The following is a 20005-nucleotide window of genomic DNA, read 5'->3' as shown; positions in this document are numbered from 1 at the left end:
TTTCCTTTTGTGAAGGTATTTTACTTACCATAACAAATCCCTCTATGTGGGTTTCATAGGAATAATAACAGCGTAAAAGCTATCTTTGCGCCCCGAAATAAAAGTCTATCATCTAATATTTAGTATCTAGTATCTAACTTTTAAAATAATGAAAGCAGGAATCGTAGGATTGCCCAATGTGGGAAAATCGACCCTATTTAATTGTTTGTCCAATGCGAAGGCACAAAGTGCCAATTTTCCGTTTTGTACCATAGAGCCCAATATTGGTGTGGTAAACGTCCCTGACACACGGTTGGAAAAACTGGAGGAGTTGGTAAAACCGGAACGTGTGGTGCCTGCGACCGTGGAGATTGTGGACATTGCCGGTTTGGTAAAAGGAGCCAGCAAGGGTGAAGGTTTGGGAAACCAGTTTTTGGGAAATATCCGTGAGACCGATGCTATCCTACACGTATTAAGATGTTTTGATAACGACAACATCGTCCATGTTGATGGAAGTGTAAATCCGATCCGGGATAAGGAAACCATTGACATGGAACTTCAATTAAAGGATTTGGAGACGGTGGACAAAAAATTGGACAAGGTAAAAAGAGCGGCCAAAACAGGAAATAAGGAAGCACAAAAGGAAGAGGCGGTTTTAATGGCGATTAAAAATGGCCTGGAATCCGGGGTTTCAGTTAGGGCCATCGAAATATCCAAAGAAGATAGGACGGAATTCGTGAAACCACTACAGTTCATAACAGACAAGCCCGTAATGTATGTGTGCAATGTGGATGAGGAGTCGGCATCTACAGGAAATGCCTACGTAGAAAAGGTAAAGGAGGCAGTTGCCAACGAAAATGCCGAAGTGATTTTTTTGGCCGTAGGTACAGAGGCCGATATAACCGAGTTAGAGACGTACGAAGAACGGCAAATGTTCCTGGAAGACCTAGGTTTGAAAGAGCCGGGATCTGCAAAATTGATACGGGGTGCATACCGACTCCTAAATCTTGAAACCTACTTTACCGCCGGTGTAAAGGAGGTGCGTGCTTGGACTATTCCAGTAGGAGCGACGGCTCCCCAAGCAGCCGGAGTCATTCATACCGACTTTGAAAAAGGTTTCATCCGCGCCGAAGTAATCGCCTTTGACGATTATGTAAAATTCGGCAGTGAGGCCAAGGTGAAGGAAGCAGGTAAAATGCGTGTGGAAGGCAAGGAATATATCGTTAAGGATGGCGATGTAATGCACTTTAGATTCAACGTATAGGCCACCTAACTCCAAAACCGGGAATCCCTTTTTATAAAACTTGCTTTAAATTGGTTTCATTGGCTGTTCTACTCAATATGAATACTTCAATTTACACCAATACATCACATTTCAGGATAAAAAATTGGATTGTGGGCATGTTGAAAATCATGGGCTTTATAATTTTCCCTTTGGAGGACAGGTAGCTACTATATCAACAATACGGGGCCATCTATTGTTAATTACTTTACTGCTAAGGGGTTTTATCTTTATGCGAGTCATGCTATCTTTAGCCACGCTTTCATAAATTTTAGTTAAATGTCCCAAGAATCGCAGTATACCGAAGATAACATACGCTCGCTCGACTGGAAAGAACACATCCGATTGCGGCCTGGGATGTACATCGGAAAATTGGGGGACGGCTCTTCGGCAGACGACGGAATCTATATTCTGCTCAAGGAAGTTATCGATAACTGTATTGATGAGTTCGTTATGGGCGCCGGAAAGACCATTGAGATTACTATTAAGGACAAAACCGTGAAAGTGAGGGATTACGGTAGGGGCATACCTTTGGGAAAGGTGGTGGACGTTGTTTCCAAAATGAACACCGGCGGTAAGTATGACAGTCGGGCATTCAAGAAATCCGTAGGTTTGAACGGTGTCGGTACAAAGGCTGTGAATGCCCTTTCCAGTTTTTTTGAGGTCCAGTCCTCAAGGGACAATCAGGTAAAGACCGCACAGTTCAGTTTTGGGAATTTGGATAAGGAGGAAGGCCCTGAGGATACTTCAAAAAGAAAGGGAACCAAGGTTACTTTCGTTCCGGACGAAAGTATTTTCAAAAATTACAAGTACCGAAACGAGTATGTGGAGCGCATGCTCAAAAACTATGTATACCTAAATCCAGGGTTGACCATCGTTTTTAATGGGGAGAAATTCCATTCGGAAAACGGGCTAAAGGACCTGTTGGAGGACAATAACAATATGGATGACATGTTGTACCCCGTTATCCATTTGAAAGGGGACGATATAGAGGTCGCGATTACACATAGCAAGACCCAGTATAGCGAGGAATACCATTCCTTTGTCAACGGACAGCACACCACCCAAGGAGGTACCCACCAAGCGGCTTTTAGGGAAGCCATCGTAAAGACGATTCGTGATTTCTATGGGAAGAACTATGATGCTTCGGATGTGCGCAAATCGATTATTTCGGCCATCTCCATCAAGGTGATGGAACCCGTCTTTGAAAGTCAGACCAAAACGAAATTGGGCTCCACGGAAATGGGGGGCGATTTTCCAACGGTTAGAACCTATATAAACGACTTTTTAGGTACGCAGTTGGATAATTATCTACACAAAAATCCCGAGACCGCTGATAAACTCCAGCGTAAGATTATTATGGCGGAGAAGGAACGGAAGGAACTTTCCGGAATTCGAAAATTGGCCAGGGACCGAGCCAAAAAAGCCAGCCTACACAATAAAAAATTACGGGATTGCAGGGTGCATCTGGGGGACATGAAAAATGAGCGAAGGTTGGAAAGCACCCTATTTATTACGGAGGGGGATTCGGCTTCCGGTTCTATAACAAAATCCCGGGACGTAAATACCCAAGCCGTTTTCAGTCTTCGTGGCAAGCCATTGAATTCCTACGGCATGTCCAAAAAAATCGTTTATGAGAACGAGGAGTTCAACTTGCTTCAAGCTGCACTGAATATCGAGGAATCCATGGAGGACCTTCGGTATAACAATATTGTAATCGCTACGGATGCCGATGTGGACGGGATGCACATCAGGTTATTGCTCATCACTTTTTTCCTGCAGTTTTTTCCCGAATTGATCAAGGAAAATCATCTGTACATTCTCCAAACCCCATTGTTCAGGGTTCGGAACAAGAAAGAGACCATATATTGCTATAGTGACGAGGAGCGTCAATTGGCCATTCAAAAACTTTCCGGCAAACCTGAAATAACGCGGTTCAAGGGTTTGGGCGAAATTTCCCCAGATGAATTCCAACATTTTATTGGGGACGACATACGGTTGGAACCGGTAATGTTGGACAAGGCCATGTCCATAGAGGAATTGCTGAATTTTTACATGGGCAAAAATACGCCGGATAGACAGGAATTCATCATAGAAAACTTAAAAGTGGAGATTGACCTTGTGGAGGAAAATCAAAAATAAATTAGAAATACGATTGCTTCTGAATGGAAGAAAATGAAGATTTGAACGACGGTCAGAACGATAATCTATCTGAAGGTCAACAACCAAACAAAGACGAATCGTCCGAGGCCCTAACGAGGGTTACCGGTATGTATAAGGATTGGTTTTTGGACTACGCTTCTTATGTTATTTTGGAACGTGCCGTTCCCGCCATTGAGGACGGATTTAAGCCTGTTCAAAGGCGAATCATGCATTCGCTCAAGGAATTGGATGACGGTAGGTATAACAAGGTCGCCAATGTTGTGGGCCATACGATGCAGTATCACCCCCACGGGGATGCCAGCATCGCCGATGCCATGGTGCAATTGGGGCAAAAGGATCTATTGATCGATACCCAAGGAAACTGGGGTAATATTCTTACTGGAGATAGTGCCGCAGCATCAAGATACATAGAGGCCAGATTGTCCAAATTTGCCTTGGAGGTCGTTTACAGTCCTAAGATCACCGAGTGGCAATTAAGTTATGACGGTAGAAAAAAAGAACCTGTAAACCTACCGGTAAAATTTCCGCTTTTGTTGGCCCAAGGGGCGGAAGGTATTGCTGTGGGGCTTTCGACCAAAATCCTGCCGCATAATTTCATCGAGCTGATAGATGCCTCCATAAAACACCTAAAAGGAAAGCGTTTTACGTTGGTTCCAGATTTTCCGACCGCCGGGATTATCGATGTAAGCAATTACAATGACGGATTACGTGGAGGGAAGATTCGGGTGCGGGCCAGAATCTCCCAATTGGATAAAAATACTCTGGTTATCAATGAAATACCTTACGGAACCAATACCTCTACGTTAATCGATTCCATCCTGAAGGCGAATGACAAGGGGAAGATCAAGATCAAGAAAATCGAGGACAATACCGCTGCAGAAGTAGAGATTTTGGTCCACCTGCCATCCGGGATTTCGCCCGATAAGACCATAGATGCACTGTATGCCTTTACGGCCTGCGAATCCTCCATTTCTCCTTTAGGCTGTATTATTGAGGATAATAAACCATTGTTTATCGGAGTAACGGAAATGCTGAAACGTTCTACGGATGCTACGGTAGAACTGTTGCGGCAGGAATTGGAAATCCAGCTTTCTGAGTTGGAGGAACAATGGCACTTCGCTTCGCTTGAAAGAATCTTTATAGAAAATCGGATTTATCGGGATATCGAGGAAGAGGAAACTTGGGAAGGCGTCATCACTGCCATTGACAAAGGCTTAAAACCCCATACCACGCATTTGAGGCGTCCCGTTACGGAAGAGGACATCGTTCGCCTGACCGAAATCAGGATCAAACGGATTTCCAAATTCGATTTGGACAAGGCCCAACAACATTTGGAAAGCCTAGAGGACAAAATCGCCCAAGTGAAGCACCATTTGGAACATTTGATCGAATTTGCCATAGACTACTTTAAAAACCTAAAGGAGACCTATGGTAAAGGCAAGGAGCGAAAATCCGAGATACGCATTTTCGATGATATCGAGGCCACAAAGGTGGTTATTAGAAATACCAAACTCTATGTTAATAGGGAGGAAGGTTTTGTGGGGACTTCATTAAAGCGCGACGAATATGTGACGGACTGCAGCGATATTGACGATATCATAGTATTTACTAGGGATGGTTCCATGCAGGTAACCAAGGTAGACGCCAAGACTTTTGTGGGTAAGAACATTATCCACGTAGCCGTTTTTAAGAAAAAGGACAAGCGCACTATTTATAACATGATTTATAAAGATGGTAAAGGAGGCCCCTCCTATATTAAAAGGTTCAATGTCACTTCCATTACAAGGGACAAAAGCTATGATTTGACGGCAGGCACCCCAAATTCACAGGTATTATATTTTTCAGCCAATCCTAATGGGGAAGCCGAAGTGGTTACCGTGAATCTGAGGCAAGCTGGAAGCATCAAAAAATTGAAGTGGGATATCGATTTTGCCGATGTGCTTATTAAAGGCAGAAGCTCCAAAGGGAATGTGGTGACCAAATATACCGTGAAGCGTATAGAGCTCAAGGAAAAGGGCGTTTCAACGTTAAAACCCAGAAAGATCTGGTTTGATGATGTCGTCCGAAGATTGAATGTTGACGGTAGGGGAGAACTCATAGGGGAATTTAAGGGAGATGATCTTTTGCTGATTATTACACAAAAAGGGGTCGTGAAAACCATTCAGCCCGTATTGACTTCCCATTTTGACGAGGATATGATCGTTCTGGAAAAATACAATCCCAACAAACCAATCTCGGCCATTTATTGGGAGGGTGAAAAGGAACGTTTTTATGTGAAAAGGTTCCATGTTGAAAACGAAAATAAGGAGGAAACCTTCATTACTGATCACTCAAAGTCGTATTTGGAAATCGTTTCAACCGATTGGCTTCCGGTGGTAGAAGTTGAATTCCCCAAACCCAGGGGCAAGGATCCAAAGGAAAACCTGAGGGTGGAACTGGAGGATTTTATAGCAGTTAAGGGAATCAAGGCTATGGGCAATCAACTGACACCTGAGAAAGTAAAAAATATCAACCTGTTGGATCCGCTGCCTTATGAGGAAAAGGAACCCGAAGATGCCGAGGATATTGAAGTGGTGGATGAGGAAAATATTTCTCCAGAAGAAAATGGAAATTATGGCTCAGGGCCTACAAGTAAGTACGACAGTGATGAAAAGGACGGCGAGCAGGGTGAAGGTCAAACTACTTTATTTTAATTTAGGTAATACATGAAAAGTCTGTTCAAAGAGTTCAAGGATTTTGCAGTTAAAGGCAATATGATAGACATGGCCATTGGTATCATCATTGGTACCGCCTTTAATGAAGTGGTAAATACCTTGGTCAAGAAGGTCATTATGCCGCCTTTATCATTGATGACAGATGATGTTAATCTTAGTAATAAGAAATGGATTTTACGGGAAGCAACTGAAGCCATGGAAGAAGTAGCAATTGGTTATGGGGAATTTATTGAAGTTATCCTAGATTTCGGAATCATAGCCTTTACCATCTTTGTAATGCTCAAGTTCATAAATAGGTTCAAGGAAAAATCTGAAGATCCCGCCAATGCGGAGGTGGTGACTCCAAAAAACATCGAGCTGCTGTCAAATTTGGAAAGTTTAATGAAAGAGCAGAATACCATCCTAAAAAATCAACAGCAACGCTAATTTTTTGAATTATTTATAGTTTTATAGAAATGAATTATTTTAATTCGGCTTCATAAGAACCTTTTCTAATTATATTTGGCGAAATCACGGAATTAAATGGATTTAACGAACCCCCTCATTTACGGAGTACCCTGTTTTATTGCTTTCATATTATTGGAACTTACCTATAGTCACACCCATGGTGACGAGGATTTATATGTCTGGAAGGATTTAATGGCTAGCGGGGCGATGGGAATCGGATCCGCCATACTGGGTCCGTTGATCAAGGTTACCGTATTGATTGTGGTTTTCAATTTTACCTATGAACTATTCAACCCTATGGTGGATGGGGTTAGAATGAATATCATGGGATATAAATCCTTTGGCTATGAATGGTATATTTTCCTACTGTGCCAACTGGCTGATGATTTTACGTACTATTGGTTCCACAGGGCCAATCATGAAATTAGGATACTTTGGGCAGCCCACATTGTGCATCATTCTTCGGATCATTTTAATTTGGGTACCGCCATTAGAAATGGATGGTTCACTTTATTGTACAAACCCTTTTTCTATATGTGGATGCCGGCCATAGGATTTCCTGTGGAAGTGGTGATATTTTGTTTGGCGATAGAATCTTTTTGGCAATTTCAGCTACACAGCAAGTATGTACCCAAAATGGGTTGGATAGAAAAGATTTTCAATACCCATACGATGCATCAGGTGCACCATTCGCAGAATGTAGAGTATTTGGATAAAAACCACGGGGGGTTCCTCAACATATTTGATAAAATATTCGGGACTTGGAAGGAATTGGATGATGATATAGAGGTGAAATTCGGGGTGATTCACGCACCAAATTCCTATAATCCCCTAGTTATTTTAACGCATGAGTTCAAGGATATATGGAACGATGTGAAGAAAGCGGACAAATGGTCCCATAAGTTCATGTATATATTTGGACCTCCAGGTTGGAGCCATGATGGCAGTACCTTAACGGTAAAGCAACAACAGCGTCTTTTTAACGAACATAAAAGCGCCAACCCAGAGGTTGTCTTTAATAGACCTAATTGATAGTTCAAAAATCTATACTTCCCACCCATCCCTGTAGGTCCTACCTACAAATTGATTGGCTTCCTCCAAGTTGGTGATTCTCATATTTTCACCGTCCCATAATAATTTTTTGCGGGCATAGAAGTCCATTTGGCCTTTTTCATTTTCTTTTCTAAGCATGTAGCTTCGTATGGCGAGATTCCCCATAAGTACGGTTTCCGTCATTGGGCCCGCATAATCAAAGGAAGATGTTAAGGCCAAGTGTTCCTCACTTCCAAATCCCGCTTTACAAGCGTCTACCCATTTTCGCTGGTGCCCATACTCAGGTTCTAAATTTTCTTCCACTTCTGGACCAAATTCCGTAGTGCCATCGTTTAGATACAGTTTTGGCATCAATGGTGAACTGTCGTTGATATTGGTGGATATGATTCCCTTTTCTCCAATAATCAGAACGCCATTGGCACTGTTTTTCCCTCCTATATCATCATTTGCCGGAATGATATCTGGATGGGCCGGCCTGATGCCTCCATCACTCCAGGTCATTTCAATGGGCGACTTGGTTTTCTCCGTTGCATCAAAATTCAATGTGATGAATGAGGATGGAGGACAACCTTCTGGATAATAATCCGGTGTCCACATCTGTGTATAAACAGAACCGACACTACACTCAGCGGCCGTTGGATACTTCAAGTTTAGGGTCCTAAAAGGAATATCCACCAAATGGCAACCAACATCACCCAATGCACCTGTACCAAAATCCCACCAACCTCGCCAATTGAACGGATGCAAATTAGGAATGAAAGGTCTCTCTTCGGCTGGTCCCAACCATAGGTCCCAATTGAGATCCTTTGGTTTAAGACTGGCATCGGCCTTGGGCATCTGGATTCCTTGGGGCCATACGGGTCTGTTTGTCCATATCTGTACTTTGCTGATAGCACCTATTTTATCGTCGTCTATCCATTTTTGGACCATTCCCAATAGAGGATTGGAACCACCTTGATTACCCATTTGGCTAACAATTTTGTTCTCCCTGGCCATTTGCGTGAGCTTTCTGGCTTCCTTTATATTATGGGTCATCGGCTTTTGAACATACACATGGATACCTCTTTCCATGGCATATTTGGCGGCAGGTCCATGTACGTGATCCGGGGTCGAAATGGTAACTGCGTCTATATTCTTTTTCTTATCAAGCATCACCCTAAAGTCATCGTAAAGTTTTGCTTTTGGAAAAGCTTCAACAGCCTTGGACGCAGAACCGGAAAAATCTACATCGCAAAGGGCCACTACACGTTCCCTACCATTAACTGATGCGTTAGTGATATCGCTAAATCCCTTACCTCCAGAGCCAATGGCCGCTAAGTTGAGCTGATCACTTGGGGCTATGAACCCAGGCCCTCCAAGAACGTTCCTTGGGACAATGAATATGGAAGAGGCCATGGCACTTTTCTTTACAAAACTTCTTCGGCTAATTGATTGATTTTGTTTACTTGATTTTTTCATTTTATTTAAAAGGTTGATTTTATGAATTTCGTAATGGAATTTCAATGTACTAATTAAATTCGGTGTGAATCCAGCAAAATTTCAAACAATTGATAAAACTGCTTAAAATTCAAGAATTTGATTTGATAAAATCCGGGATGATGGGATTCGTAACCTATGTAAACCTAAAAAAATAATGAATTGGTGAAATAGTGTATTGGTGAGATAGTGAAACAGTTAGTTTGTGAAATGGTAAAATAATTAAAAAGGAACCGGTAATCTTTTGTTGAAATTTTGCACTTGAACTTGATTCTTGCACTTGAGTTTAAACTTTTTACCTTAACCTGATTGCCGTACCAGTTTTTACGACGACTTTTCGATTAGGGTCCTTAACAGCATTTTTATATTCAAAGGTGTAAGAACTATCGGTCGTTTTGATGATTTTATAGTGGATGCCTACTTTGCTCTTCAAGTCCTGAAGTACAAACTCACAATCATTGATCCATCGAATGGATGCACTATCAACTTTGTTCTCATAATAATCCACACTGAAATTTTCACCTCGTATAAACCGCCCTTGTTTCAGAGAATCCCCAATTTGATAATCGAATAAAAATTCCCCTGTTTTAAATGCCTGACAATCCCTACTTGGACCATAACAGGAGACCAAAGCAATGAACAAAATAAAAACAAAAAGTACTCTTTTAAACATGGGTGCAAAATAACCAAAATCGTCCTTTTTATTCACGAAGAATTGAAGCATGCCTACAAAAACTTTTGTTAAATTTTTTCAAGGAGTTTTGCCTTTCACGAATTGTCCATTAGCTATAAACATATAGGTAGGGGGCGGTAGTAAATTTGGGATTTCTAAGATAGTTTGTATTATTTTCGTTGAGCGAAATTAAAAATTATGCCGGACAAAGACGACTATCTAAATTTCAAGGTAACATCCGTTCAAGGTAGGTACGTAACCAATCAACATATCGAAGCATTCCTAAATGGTCTGGGCAATTCGTTTAATTTAAAGGTTTTGGGACGTTCCGTAAAAGATAGGCCAATTTATGGAGTTAGAGTTGGTCAAGGGCCAAAGCGTATATTGATGTGGTCACAAATGCATGGTAATGAATCTACCACTACCAAAGCAGTACTTGATCTTCTAAACCTATTAAAGCAAAGCCCCTCACTGGTCGGGGATTTTCTGGGGAAGGTTACTTTACAGATTATTCCAATTCTCAATCCGGATGGCGCTAAGGCCTACACCAGGTCAAATGCCAACCAAATTGACTTAAATAGGGACGCACAGGATAGGTCGCAGCCAGAAAGTAGGGTTCTTCGCAAAGTCTTTGAAGAATTCAAACCGGACTATTGTTTTAACCTTCACGATCAACGGACCATTTTTAACGTAGGCAGCACAATAAGTCCAGCCACTGTGTCCTTTTTGGCGCCATCATTTGACGAGGCTCGAAATAATTCCGATTCAAGAGGCATCGCCATGAAAATTATAGTGGCCATGAATGAGGAACTACAAAAATCGGTTCCAGGTCAGGTAGGTCGGTTTGACGATTCTTTCAATCCTAATTGTGTCGGGGATGCTTTTCAAATGGAAGGAATACCTACGATACTTTTTGAAGCCGGTCATTTCCCTGGTGATTATCAACGGGAGAGAACGCGGGATTTGATTTTTCAGGCACTATACAAAGCTATTTATACAATTGCTAATGACAAAATGGATTCGTACCCATTAGAAAATTATTTTAAAATACCGGAAAACAATAAGCTATTTGTCGATATTCTTGTTGAAAATGCCCATATATTGGATGAATCCTTACAGGAAGGGGAATGCATTTCCTTACTATACAAGGAAGTTTTAGAGGATAACAATGTGAAATTTGTACCTACGATAACTGAAAAGGGACATAAACGAAATATTTATTTTGGACATGTAACCAAAGATTGTTTAATCAAACAAGATTTGAATTGGCTAAATACCAAGAAAATCATGGATTTGATCAAACAATAAAATTATTTTTGGTTAAGTTTAGACTCATTACGATTTTCGTACAAAAACGTAATATTTATTATAATTCTTTTTAATATTTTTTATTTTTGCATAAAATAAATCAACCATGGGTAAAGTAAAATTAGACGAAATTGATCATCAAATTCTGGATATGTTGATTGACAACACCAGAACTCCTTTTACCGATATTGCTAAAAAACTACTGATTTCCGCCGGTACCGTTCACGTCAGGGTAAAAAAAATGGAGGAAGCAGGAATCATTAAGGGCTCCTCACTCACGTTGGATTATGTAAAGCTTGGATATGCTTTTATAGCCTATGTGGGCATATTCCTTGAAAAAACACATCAAACCAAATTTGTCTTGGAACGTTTGAATCAAATCCCAAACGTGACCATTGCCCATATCACTACGGGCAAGTTTAATATCTTTTGTAAGATTAGGGCGAAGGATACCACACACGCAAAAAACATCATTTTCAAAATCGATGATATTGATGGCATCAGCAGAACGGAGACCATGATTTCGTTGGAAGAAAGTTTTAACGACAAGAAACGATTGATGCATACCATTTTTAATGAATTATAGTATTTATTTGACACTTATTCCAAGCCCGATCAAGAACTGATTGGGCTTTTTTGACCAAACTATCGGCACATATTATGAAGAAATCAGAAATTCCAAACTTAGGTTCCTCCAATTTTTACGATACCTATATCAACACCCTGGAAGATGTCAACCTCATGGATTCGTTTTACGAGGGAAAAGAGTGGTTTCTGGATTATGTTAAGGAACTTCCTTTGGAAAAATTAGGTTATGCCTATGCCGATACTAAATGGACCGTTGCGGAGGTGTTGATTCATATCATTGATACGGAACGCATTTTTCAGTATAGGGCATTTAGATTCTCAAGAAATGACAAAGTTGAGTTGCCCGGTTTTGATCAGGATGCATACATTTTGGAAAGCAATAGCCTTAATAGGACCAAGGAGGAAATACTTGAAGAGTATTTAGCCGTCCGTAATGCGACTATAACACTTTTTAAAAATCTTGGAAATACCCAGTTGGGCAGGGTTGGTACTGCCAGTGGAATTCCTTGGAGTGTTGCGGCATTGGGTTTTGCCATTAGCGGACACCAAAAACATCACGCCAATATCCTGTTGGAAAAATATGCGTAGACTAGTCTAAGTCTGAGTAATCCTCGTCTTCGGATTCGTATTTCATCTCCAATTCAGGGATAATTTGTTCATCTTCCTCAATAGCATCAGCCGCAGTTTTTCTGTCCAATTCCTTTTCTATGATATCTTCAAAATTGGCGATAAAGTTGGAGAGACTTTTACTTATTTTCACTAAGTATAAGGTGTCTTCCGTTCTCAGTTCTACCGCTTCCACAAATTCACCACTTGCATTTTTGAATACGATAATGTCCTCATCCCCATATCCATAAGGGTATTTTTCAATTAATAAAGTGGCTAGATGATGGTCTAACTTTTTGTAATCAATGAGTCGTCTGGTCATAATAGTTTAGGTTGGTTACTGTGATACTTAATTCTTGAACCTAAACTAATTATTTAATGCATTGATATATCTAAAGAGTTGTGAAACAGTAGTTTTAGTATATGTAGAATTTATTCCATGTAGTATGCAAAAGCTTCCTGAAATAATTCGGGTGAAATGGTTACATCTATCTGGGTTTCTCCGATTCCTTTTAAAAGGACAAAATTGATATTTCCATGGGAGTTCTTTTTATCATATTTCAACAGTTCCAGAATGGCGTCAATATCCTTGGCCGTGAATGACACTTTCTCATAATACTTCAAAAAAGTGGATTTTATATCTTCTAATTGTGACAAAGGTAATCCAGTAAGCTTGTGGGAAAGGTAGCCCTCGGTAATCATGCCTATGGCAATGGCCTCACCGTGCAACAAGGTCTCCTTGTTCTCGTTTTCCAAAAAGTAGGATTCAATGGCGTGGCCCAAAGTATGTCCGTAGTTCAATACCTTACGGATGTTTTGTTCGGTAGGGTCCTGTAAGACAATATCATTTTTGAGCGCCACGGATGGCAAAATATGATCTCTTAGTTCATAAAGGGAACTTACCTGCTTTAAGGATTCCCAGTAATCGGCATTTCGTATGAGACCGTGCTTGAGCATTTCCGCAAAACCGCTTGTAATTTGTCGTTCGTTTAAGGATTCTAAAAAGTCGGATACAATTAATACCATTTCAGGCTGATTGATAACCCCTATTTGATTTTTCAAAGGCCCAAGATCTACACCTGTTTTTCCTCCAACGGACGCGTCCACCATAGACAAGAGGGTCGTGGGGACATTTATGAACTTTATCCCCCGCTTGAAAGTCGAGGCCACAAATCCACCCAAATCGGTAAGAACGCCACCTCCTAAGTTGATGAGCAAACTTTTACGATCGGCACCAAGTTCTGATAGTGCTTCCCAAACCCCCACACAGGTTTCAATAGTCTTATTGACCTCTCCCGATTCAATTTCAATAATCTCAAAATTATAGTCCCCTGCAATTTCCGACATAAACTGGGACAGGCACAATTCATGGGTGTTCTCGTCCACCAAAATAAAAATGGTTGAGTAATTGTGCGAGGACAAATGGGAATTTAGGGCTTCAAATGCATTGCTTTCAAAATGGACCGAATATGAATCTGATACTATGGACTGCATGGGATTGGAATTACGAATACACCAAAAATCTTTTATTTAAGAGCGCAAAATAAAGGTTATTTTACTCAATAGAATAGAAATCCTGTCTTTATCTTTGGAGCCTTAAAAATTGTATGCGTATGGACGCTATTTTTGAGAATACTGCAACTGCATTTTCTCTAAAATCAGATTCTGAATTAGAAAGGGCCTATTTTCTTTTTAAGATGATTGCCAACGAGCCCTTGGTCAAAATTGGAACGGCAATGACCAATTTTGCCATCAAGGCGCATCTACCCGTAGAAGGGCTCATTAGGGCCACCGTGTTCGATCATTTTTGTGGGGGCGTCAACGAGGCGGATTGTATGCCTGTGGTGGATAAAATGTTCGAAAAAGGAGTATGTTCCGTATTGGATTATTCCGTGGAAGGAAAGGATGAGGAAGACCCGTTGGACAATGCCACGGAGATGATCCTAAAAATCTTGGATTTTGTAAAGGAAAAGGATGCCATACCGTTTGCCGTTTTCAAACCAACCGGATTTGGAAGGTTTGTCCTGTATCAAAAAATAAGTGAAGGCGGAAAATTAACGGAAAAGGAGGAGGCCGAGTGGCAACGGGTCATCAATAGGTTTGACAAAGTGTGCAAAAAGGCGCATGACCTGGATGTTTCCTTGTTAATAGACGGAGAGGAGAGTTGGATGCAGGATGCTGCCGACCAACTTGCCGAAGATATGATGCGCAAGTACAACAAGAAGAAAGCCATAGTTTTCAATACGCTGCAGACCTACAGATGGGACAGATTGCCCTATTTAAGGGATTTGCACGAAAGGGCACAAAAGGACGGTTTCAAGATTGGAATCAAGGTGGTGCGCGGGGCCTACATGGAAAAGGAAAATGAACGGGCAAGGGAGAAAGGGTACCCAAGCCCCATTTGTGAGTCAAAAGCGGCCACCGATGAAAACTTTGATGCCACCATTGCCTATATGCTGGAAAACCTGGAGGGTATGTCGATTTTTTCAGGTACCCATAATGAAAATAGTTGTTATAAACTTATGGAATTGATGCGGGAAAAAGGAGTGGAGAAAAACCATAAGGACATTTGGTTTGGACAGCTCTATGGTATGAGCGATCATATTTCTTTCAACCTCGCGGCACACGGATATAATGTGGCCAAGTACCTACCTTTTGGCCCCGTGAGGGATGTTATGCCGTATCTCATCAGAAGGGCAGAGGAAAATACGTCCGTTGCAGGGCAAACCAGTAGGGAGCTTTCCTTGCTGAAGAAGGAACGAAAACGAAGAAAAATCTAGTTACTCGATCGAGACCGACTCAATACTGGCTTTCTCGCTACAGTTTTTGACCCAAGCGGACAGTTGCTGGTCTTTTTGTTTTCCTTCGATAAAATAGGTTTTGCAAGGAGTACTTTTTGTGTCGCTCTTTGAGAAATCCACGTTGCCTTCGTTCAAAAGAAAAACAATATCCAAGGTATCCAATTCCTTTTCGGAAAGTTGACGCTGAACGGCGTCCGAGTAGTACAAGGATTTGGACCGAATGTCCTTTAAGGTTCTACAATTGGGGAAGTAACAGAAACTGACTCCTGTTTCGTCCGATTTCTTTCGTAAAAACATGGCCAAGAAAATAATTCCGATGGCAAATCCGCCCAAATAAAATCCCAATCGCTTTAAAAAAGACATGGTCATGGATACAATTAGATGAGCAAAATTAGCGGTTTACTGCCAATACCGAAAGCTTGGAGTCCTATTTCTAAAAAATAAGAAAGTTGATGTCGCTGTAGGAAAGGTCGAACCAATCCCCAACGGATTTATTTGTTAGGATGCCGTGGTACATATAAAGACCGTTTCGCAGCCCTTTGTCAAAACGCAGGGAATTTTCAAGTCCGCCGTCCTCACCAATTTTTAAGAGATATGGGGTGAAAATATTACTGATGGATACAGAGGCCGTTTTAGGATATCGAGATGGAATGTTGGGTACACCATAATGTAAAACCCCACTCTTTTCAATGGTAGGTTTATTGTGGTTCGTGATTTCACTGGTTTCAAAACACCCGCCGGTATCAATGCTTACGTCAATGATCACTGCACCTTTTTTCATATGTTCCACCATGGTCTTGGTTACAATGACCGGAGACCGACCTTTACCTCGGGTGGCTCCTATGGCGACATCGCATCGCTTTAAGGATTTGAGCAGGTTTTTAGGTTGTATGGTAGAGGTGTAGACTGTCTGTTTTAAATTGGTCTGGATATTCCTGAGCCTGGTTATGGAATTGTCGAAAATCTTCACGTTGGCACCTAGTCCAATGGCCGATCTTGCCGCGTATTCCCCAACGGTTCCGGCACCAATGATGACCACCTCTGCCGGTGGAACCCCACTTATATTCCCGAACATGAGTCCGTTTCCCTTATTGGTGGCCGCCATTAATTCCGCGGCAATGAGTACGGAGGCAGTTCCGGCAATTTCACTTAAGGAGCGCACGGCGGGATATTTGCCATCCTCGTCACGAATGTATTCAAAAGCAATGGCCGTTATCCGTTTTTTGGCCAACTCCTCAAAATAACTTTTGTTCTGGGTTTTTATTTGTAAGGCCGATATTACCGTAGTCTGCGGATGGATCAAGGCTATTTCCGATAGAGTAGGTGGCTCCACTTTAAGCAACAGCGGACATGAAAGGACCTTTTTCGTATCGCGGGTTATTTCTCCTCCGGCATCTACGTAATCTTTATCGGAGAAATTGGCACCCTCCCCGGCACCCGATTCCAAAAGTACCCTATGACCATTAGTAGTAATGGCATTTACCGCATCTGGAGTGAGGCAGATCCGTTTTTCCTGATATTGATTTTCTTTGGGAATACCTATAAAGAGTTCCCCTTTTTGCCGTAGGACCTCAAGAGTTTCCTCTTGGGGTATTAATTGCTGTTTACTAAATGGAGAGCTTGGTTGGTTCATAGAGGCATATCTAAAAAAGGATGAATACGTCCTAAATCAAATGTACGATTTTTAGATAAATGGAATTCGTAATAATATAACTGAAAGACCTGATGGTCAAAACCTGAAATGGAACCAGTTTTGCAGTTTGTCCTGGAAGATTTTTAGGCCTTGCTCTATATTGTCTGTGGAAAGTTTTCGGTTTATTTCTTCGGAGAGCGACTCGGGTTTTAAATCTTCCGCTATGTCATTTTCATGGGAAGCTTTTGAGGTATACCCATCTTTACTATTTTTTTCCTTAAGCTCCTCCAATTCCGCCTCCATGGCTTCCAAATCGATACCATGTACGTATTTGTCATAGAGTTTGACCCTAATAAAATAAACAAAAGGAATAATGACCATACATATGGGTATTAACCACCAAATGTTTTCAGTATCGACAATATCATCTTCAGAAAAAATTAATTCGAAAAGCTGGAATGCATAAGTTGCTATGGGAATAATTAAAATATGATACCACCAATCTTTAGAAGAAAAGAACCAAATTACTAATAAAATCAGGGGTATTATTTTACCCATATAAAACCACACATTTGTAGCTACACTATCAAATCCATTATTTCCAATTGAAATTCCTAAAAATGAAATAGGGCCGGACGGATTCTCAGAATTTGGCCCAGGTAAAAAATCATAAAGTTTAAAAAAGAAAGGTACCAGAGCAATTATCACCACTACAAAAGACTCAATGATAATCTTTTTTTTTGCCCTTTTTTTACTGCTATTATTCCTTATCATCTAAACAATACTATTCATATAATGTTTAAACAACAAAAAAAGGGCAAATATATTGCCCTTTAACAGTTAAATAGTTTCTAATCAACTATTATTTCCTCTTCAGCACAACAGATTTTTTATCAATTCCTAATTGCTGACCATTTTCATCTAGAGTTATAATTGGTGCCGCAATTGCTATAAGAAAAGCACCTAACGCCACTGAAGCTAAGAACGTTCTTTTGTTTTTCATTTTCACTAGGGGTTTTAGTTAGTAATCAAATTGTTCTACTGCAAACGTAAGAAATAATGGACAAAAAAAATGCATTTAAACGTTAAAATTGTGCATTTCGTCGTGAAAAATATACATTTTATCGATATACATGTATTTCATCGAAAAAATACAATAATTCCCTTTGCTAAACGATGTTGATTTTATTTGAAAATGGAGGTAATTGTGCGAATGACTTGATCAAACCATGGATATCTTTCTAGTTATTGTATCCAAAATTTCAATTTTTAAGGCCAATACGTTGTCCGGCAAAAGGGATAGGATTTTTTCCGGCCATTCCATAAAAATATAGGCATTGGTGTTAAAATAGTCTTCCAAGCCAAAATCCAAGGCTTCCATTTCATCCTTCAATCGATAAAAATCAAAATGGTAGGCGATTGGATTCCCCTCGCCATCAGCATATTCATTGACCAGTCCAAACGTGGGGCTACTTACTTCGTCAACGGCACCCAATTCCTTTACGAGGGCCTTGATCAGGGTCGTTTTTCCGGCACCCATGGGAGCGTAAAAGGCGAATATGTTTGTAGAAAATTCCGCTAGGATGGCATTTGCCGTTTTCTGAAGTTCCTTTTCGGTATAAATAAGTTCCATGAAGACTATTTTGGCTCCAAAACTACAAAAGGTACAATCATTTCTTCCAAGGAAACCCCTCCATGTTGATAGGTGTTACGGTAATAACTTACGTAATGATTAAAGTTATTGGGATAGGCAAAGAACATATCGTTCTTCGCAAATATAAAGGAACTGCTCACATTGATATTAGGCAGAAAAATGCTTTTAGGGTCTTTGGCGGCGAATACATCCTTTTCCTCGTAGCTAAGACTTCTGCCTGTTTTGTAGCGCAAGTTTAAGCTGGTGTCCCGATCCCCAATGACCTTAGAAGGGGATTTTACATTGATAGTGCCATGGTCCGTCGTAATGATTAATTTCATTCCCAAGCTCTGTGCTTGTTGGATAATTTCCAACAACGGGGAGTTTTTGAACCAACTTTGGGTAAGGGACCTATAGGCCTTATCGTTTGAGGCCAATTCCTTAATGACTTCCATTTCTGTTTTGCTATGTGAGAGCATATCCACAAAATTGTAAACAATCACCGTAAGGTCATTATCTTTTTGGGATTTGAAGTTTTGGGACAATTGCTTTCCCTGTTTCAAACTGCTTATCTTATGGTATTCCCATTTCAAATCGAGTCCCAATCGCTTCAATTGCGCCTCTAAAAATTTATCCTCGTACAGATTTTTCCCTCCTTCATCCGTGTCGTTCTTCCACCAATCCGGATATTTTTTCTCCATGTCCAAAGGTGTCAATCCTGAAAAAATCGCATTTCGGGCATACTGAGTAGCGGTTGGCAAAATACTGTAATAGGATTTTTCCTTGGTCTTTTTGTAGAACGAACCTACTGTATCCTCAAAGGAGTACCACTGATCGTATCGCAAATTGTCCACTACGATCAACAGTGTCTTTTCATCCTTAATTTCGGGGGCTACCCAATTTTTAAAAAGGGTATGGGATAGTACCGGGGCATCGCCTCCGTGGAACCAATCTTCATAATTTTTATCGATGAACTTCCCAAATTGGTTGTTAGCTTCCACTTTTTGGGATTCCAGGATTTCGAACATTCCACTGTCCTCTATTTGTTCGAGTTGAAGCTCCCAATAAATCAATTTTTTATAGAGTTCTACCCATTCCTCATACGAATTCACCATGGATAGGTTCATGGCAATTTTCCGGAATTCCTGCTGATAGTTACTGGTGGTCTTTTCCGATACCAATCTGGAATGGTCCAGACTCTTTTTAAGGGACAACAAAATTTGATTCGGGTTCACCGGTTTTATGAGGTAATCGGCAATTTTGGAGCCTATGGCCTCTTCCATAATAAATTCCTCTTCGCTCTTGGTAATCATCACCACGGGCAATGAGGAATCAATAATCTTGATTTCGCTCAAGGTTTCCAATCCTGAAATACCCGGCATGTTCTCGTCCAAAAAAACAATGTCCACCCGTGTTTTTTCCAATTCTTCCAAGGCTTCCTGTCCACTCTGACAAGTAATTACTTCGTAATTTTTATTTTGAAGGAAGAGAATGTGTGGCTTTAATAGGTCCACTTCATCGTCAACCCAAAGTATTTTTATTTTGTTCATCAAGTATTCTAAGTCGTTATTGGTTTTTCGCTATTCGCTGTTGGCCGTTGGCTGTTCGTTGTTCGTTGTTCATTGTTAAAGAAACTCCTTATCTCTTTT

At 40.8% G+C, this 20005-nt stretch carries 19 protein-coding genes; 9 read left to right on the top strand and 10 right to left on the bottom strand.

Annotated features, from left to right (window positions below):
* Positions 1-148: 148 nt before the first annotated feature.
* The 5 genes from ychF to F0361_RS14155 all read left to right on the top strand — a co-directional run bounded on the left by ychF (position 149) and on the right by F0361_RS14155 (position 7617).
* Positions 149-1243: a redox-regulated ATPase YchF gene (gene ychF / locus F0361_RS14175; RefSeq protein WP_154919500.1), complete on the top strand. Its 1095-nt coding sequence runs from the start codon at positions 149-151 to the stop codon at positions 1241-1243.
* 297 nt (positions 1244-1540) lie between these two features.
* Positions 1541-3403: a DNA topoisomerase IV subunit B gene (locus F0361_RS14170; RefSeq protein ID WP_154919499.1), complete on the top strand. Its 1863-nt coding sequence runs from the start codon at positions 1541-1543 to the stop codon at positions 3401-3403.
* Positions 3404-3426: 23 nt separating this feature from the next.
* Positions 3427-6117: a DNA gyrase/topoisomerase IV subunit A gene (locus F0361_RS14165; RefSeq protein ID WP_154919497.1), complete on the top strand. Its 2691-nt coding sequence runs from the start codon at positions 3427-3429 to the stop codon at positions 6115-6117.
* A gap of 12 nt (positions 6118-6129) precedes the next feature.
* Entirely contained in the window at positions 6130-6564 is a 435-nt protein-coding gene (mscL, locus tag F0361_RS14160) for a large-conductance mechanosensitive channel protein MscL (protein ID WP_138258112.1), read from the top strand.
* Between the two features lie 96 nt (positions 6565-6660).
* The gene (locus F0361_RS14155; RefSeq protein ID WP_154919495.1) at positions 6661-7617 is read left to right on the top strand and encodes a sterol desaturase family protein; all 957 of its coding nucleotides are present in this window, start codon (positions 6661-6663) and stop codon (positions 7615-7617) included.
* A gap of 12 nt (positions 7618-7629) precedes the next feature.
* Here F0361_RS14155 and F0361_RS14150 read toward each other — a convergent pair whose 3' ends face one another.
* Both F0361_RS14150 and F0361_RS14145 read right to left on the bottom strand, forming a co-directional pair.
* On the bottom strand, positions 7630-9096 hold the full coding sequence (locus F0361_RS14150) for a Gfo/Idh/MocA family protein (protein ID WP_154919493.1): 1467 nt from the start codon (positions 9094-9096) through the stop codon (positions 7630-7632).
* Between the two features lie 313 nt (positions 9097-9409).
* Entirely contained in the window at positions 9410-9838 is a 429-nt protein-coding gene (locus tag F0361_RS14145) for a hypothetical protein (protein WP_246160898.1), read from the bottom strand.
* A 147-nt stretch (positions 9839-9985) separates the two neighbouring features.
* Between F0361_RS14145 and F0361_RS14140 the strand changes: the two genes are divergently transcribed.
* From F0361_RS14140 to F0361_RS14130, 3 genes are all read left to right on the top strand, one after another.
* Positions 9986-11095 carry a M14 family metallopeptidase gene (locus F0361_RS14140; protein ID WP_154919491.1) on the top strand — a complete coding sequence of 370 codons (1110 nt, stop codon included), beginning with the start codon at positions 9986-9988 and terminating at the stop codon, positions 11093-11095.
* A 106-nt stretch (positions 11096-11201) separates the two neighbouring features.
* On the top strand, positions 11202-11681 hold the full coding sequence (locus F0361_RS14135) for an Lrp/AsnC family transcriptional regulator (RefSeq protein WP_027066901.1): 480 nt from the start codon (positions 11202-11204) through the stop codon (positions 11679-11681).
* A gap of 74 nt (positions 11682-11755) precedes the next feature.
* Positions 11756-12271, top strand: a complete 516-nt coding sequence (locus F0361_RS14130) for a DinB family protein (protein ID WP_138258116.1) — start codon at positions 11756-11758, stop codon at positions 12269-12271.
* Between the two features lies 1 nt (position 12272).
* Here the strand turns inward: F0361_RS14130 and F0361_RS14125 are convergent, their stop codons facing one another.
* Together F0361_RS14125 and aroB are read right to left on the bottom strand one after the other, a co-directional pair.
* Positions 12273-12611, bottom strand: a complete 339-nt coding sequence (locus F0361_RS14125) for a hypothetical protein (protein WP_154919489.1) — start codon at positions 12609-12611, stop codon at positions 12273-12275.
* 110 nt (positions 12612-12721) lie between these two features.
* Complete coding sequence (aroB, locus tag F0361_RS14120; protein WP_154919487.1) at positions 12722-13783, bottom strand: 3-dehydroquinate synthase; 1062 nt, start codon at positions 13781-13783, stop codon at positions 12722-12724.
* A 119-nt stretch (positions 13784-13902) separates the two neighbouring features.
* Here aroB and F0361_RS14115 point away from each other — a divergent pair, with 119 nt between their 5' ends.
* Positions 13903-15069, top strand: a complete 1167-nt coding sequence (locus F0361_RS14115; RefSeq protein ID WP_154919485.1) for a proline dehydrogenase family protein — start codon at positions 13903-13905, stop codon at positions 15067-15069.
* On the opposite strand, the gene F0361_RS14110 is transcribed toward F0361_RS14115, so the two are convergent.
* The 6 genes from F0361_RS14110 to porX all read right to left on the bottom strand — a co-directional run bounded on the left by F0361_RS14110 (position 15070) and on the right by porX (position 19906).
* Positions 15070-15459 carry a DUF4258 domain-containing protein gene (locus F0361_RS14110; protein WP_317131740.1) on the bottom strand — a complete coding sequence of 130 codons (390 nt, stop codon included), beginning with the start codon at positions 15457-15459 and terminating at the stop codon, positions 15070-15072.
* A gap of 64 nt (positions 15460-15523) precedes the next feature.
* Positions 15524-16723 (bottom strand): alanine dehydrogenase, encoded by a 1200-nt coding sequence (locus F0361_RS14105; RefSeq protein WP_154919482.1) that lies wholly within the window; start codon positions 16721-16723, stop codon positions 15524-15526.
* Between the two features lie 96 nt (positions 16724-16819).
* On the bottom strand, positions 16820-17104 hold the full coding sequence (locus tag F0361_RS18900) for a hypothetical protein (protein ID WP_246160897.1): 285 nt from the start codon (positions 17102-17104) through the stop codon (positions 16820-16822).
* Positions 17105-17585: 481 nt separating this feature from the next.
* The gene (locus F0361_RS18735; protein WP_161598241.1) at positions 17586-17726 is read right to left on the bottom strand and encodes a hypothetical protein; all 141 of its coding nucleotides are present in this window, start codon (positions 17724-17726) and stop codon (positions 17586-17588) included.
* A 219-nt stretch (positions 17727-17945) separates the two neighbouring features.
* On the bottom strand, positions 17946-18356 hold the full coding sequence (gene tsaE, locus F0361_RS14095; protein ID WP_154919478.1) for a tRNA (adenosine(37)-N6)-threonylcarbamoyltransferase complex ATPase subunit type 1 TsaE: 411 nt from the start codon (positions 18354-18356) through the stop codon (positions 17946-17948).
* 5 nt (positions 18357-18361) lie between these two features.
* The gene (porX, locus tag F0361_RS14090; RefSeq protein WP_154919476.1) at positions 18362-19906 is read right to left on the bottom strand and encodes a T9SS response regulator signal transducer PorX; all 1545 of its coding nucleotides are present in this window, start codon (positions 19904-19906) and stop codon (positions 18362-18364) included.
* Positions 19907-20005 lie beyond the last annotated feature (99 nt).

The sequence above is a fragment of the Maribacter flavus genome (assembly GCF_008386635.1).
Taxonomy (GTDB): Bacteria; Bacteroidota; Bacteroidia; order Flavobacteriales; family Flavobacteriaceae; genus Maribacter; species Maribacter flavus.
This window is presented reverse-complemented; position numbering and strand designations above follow the sequence as displayed.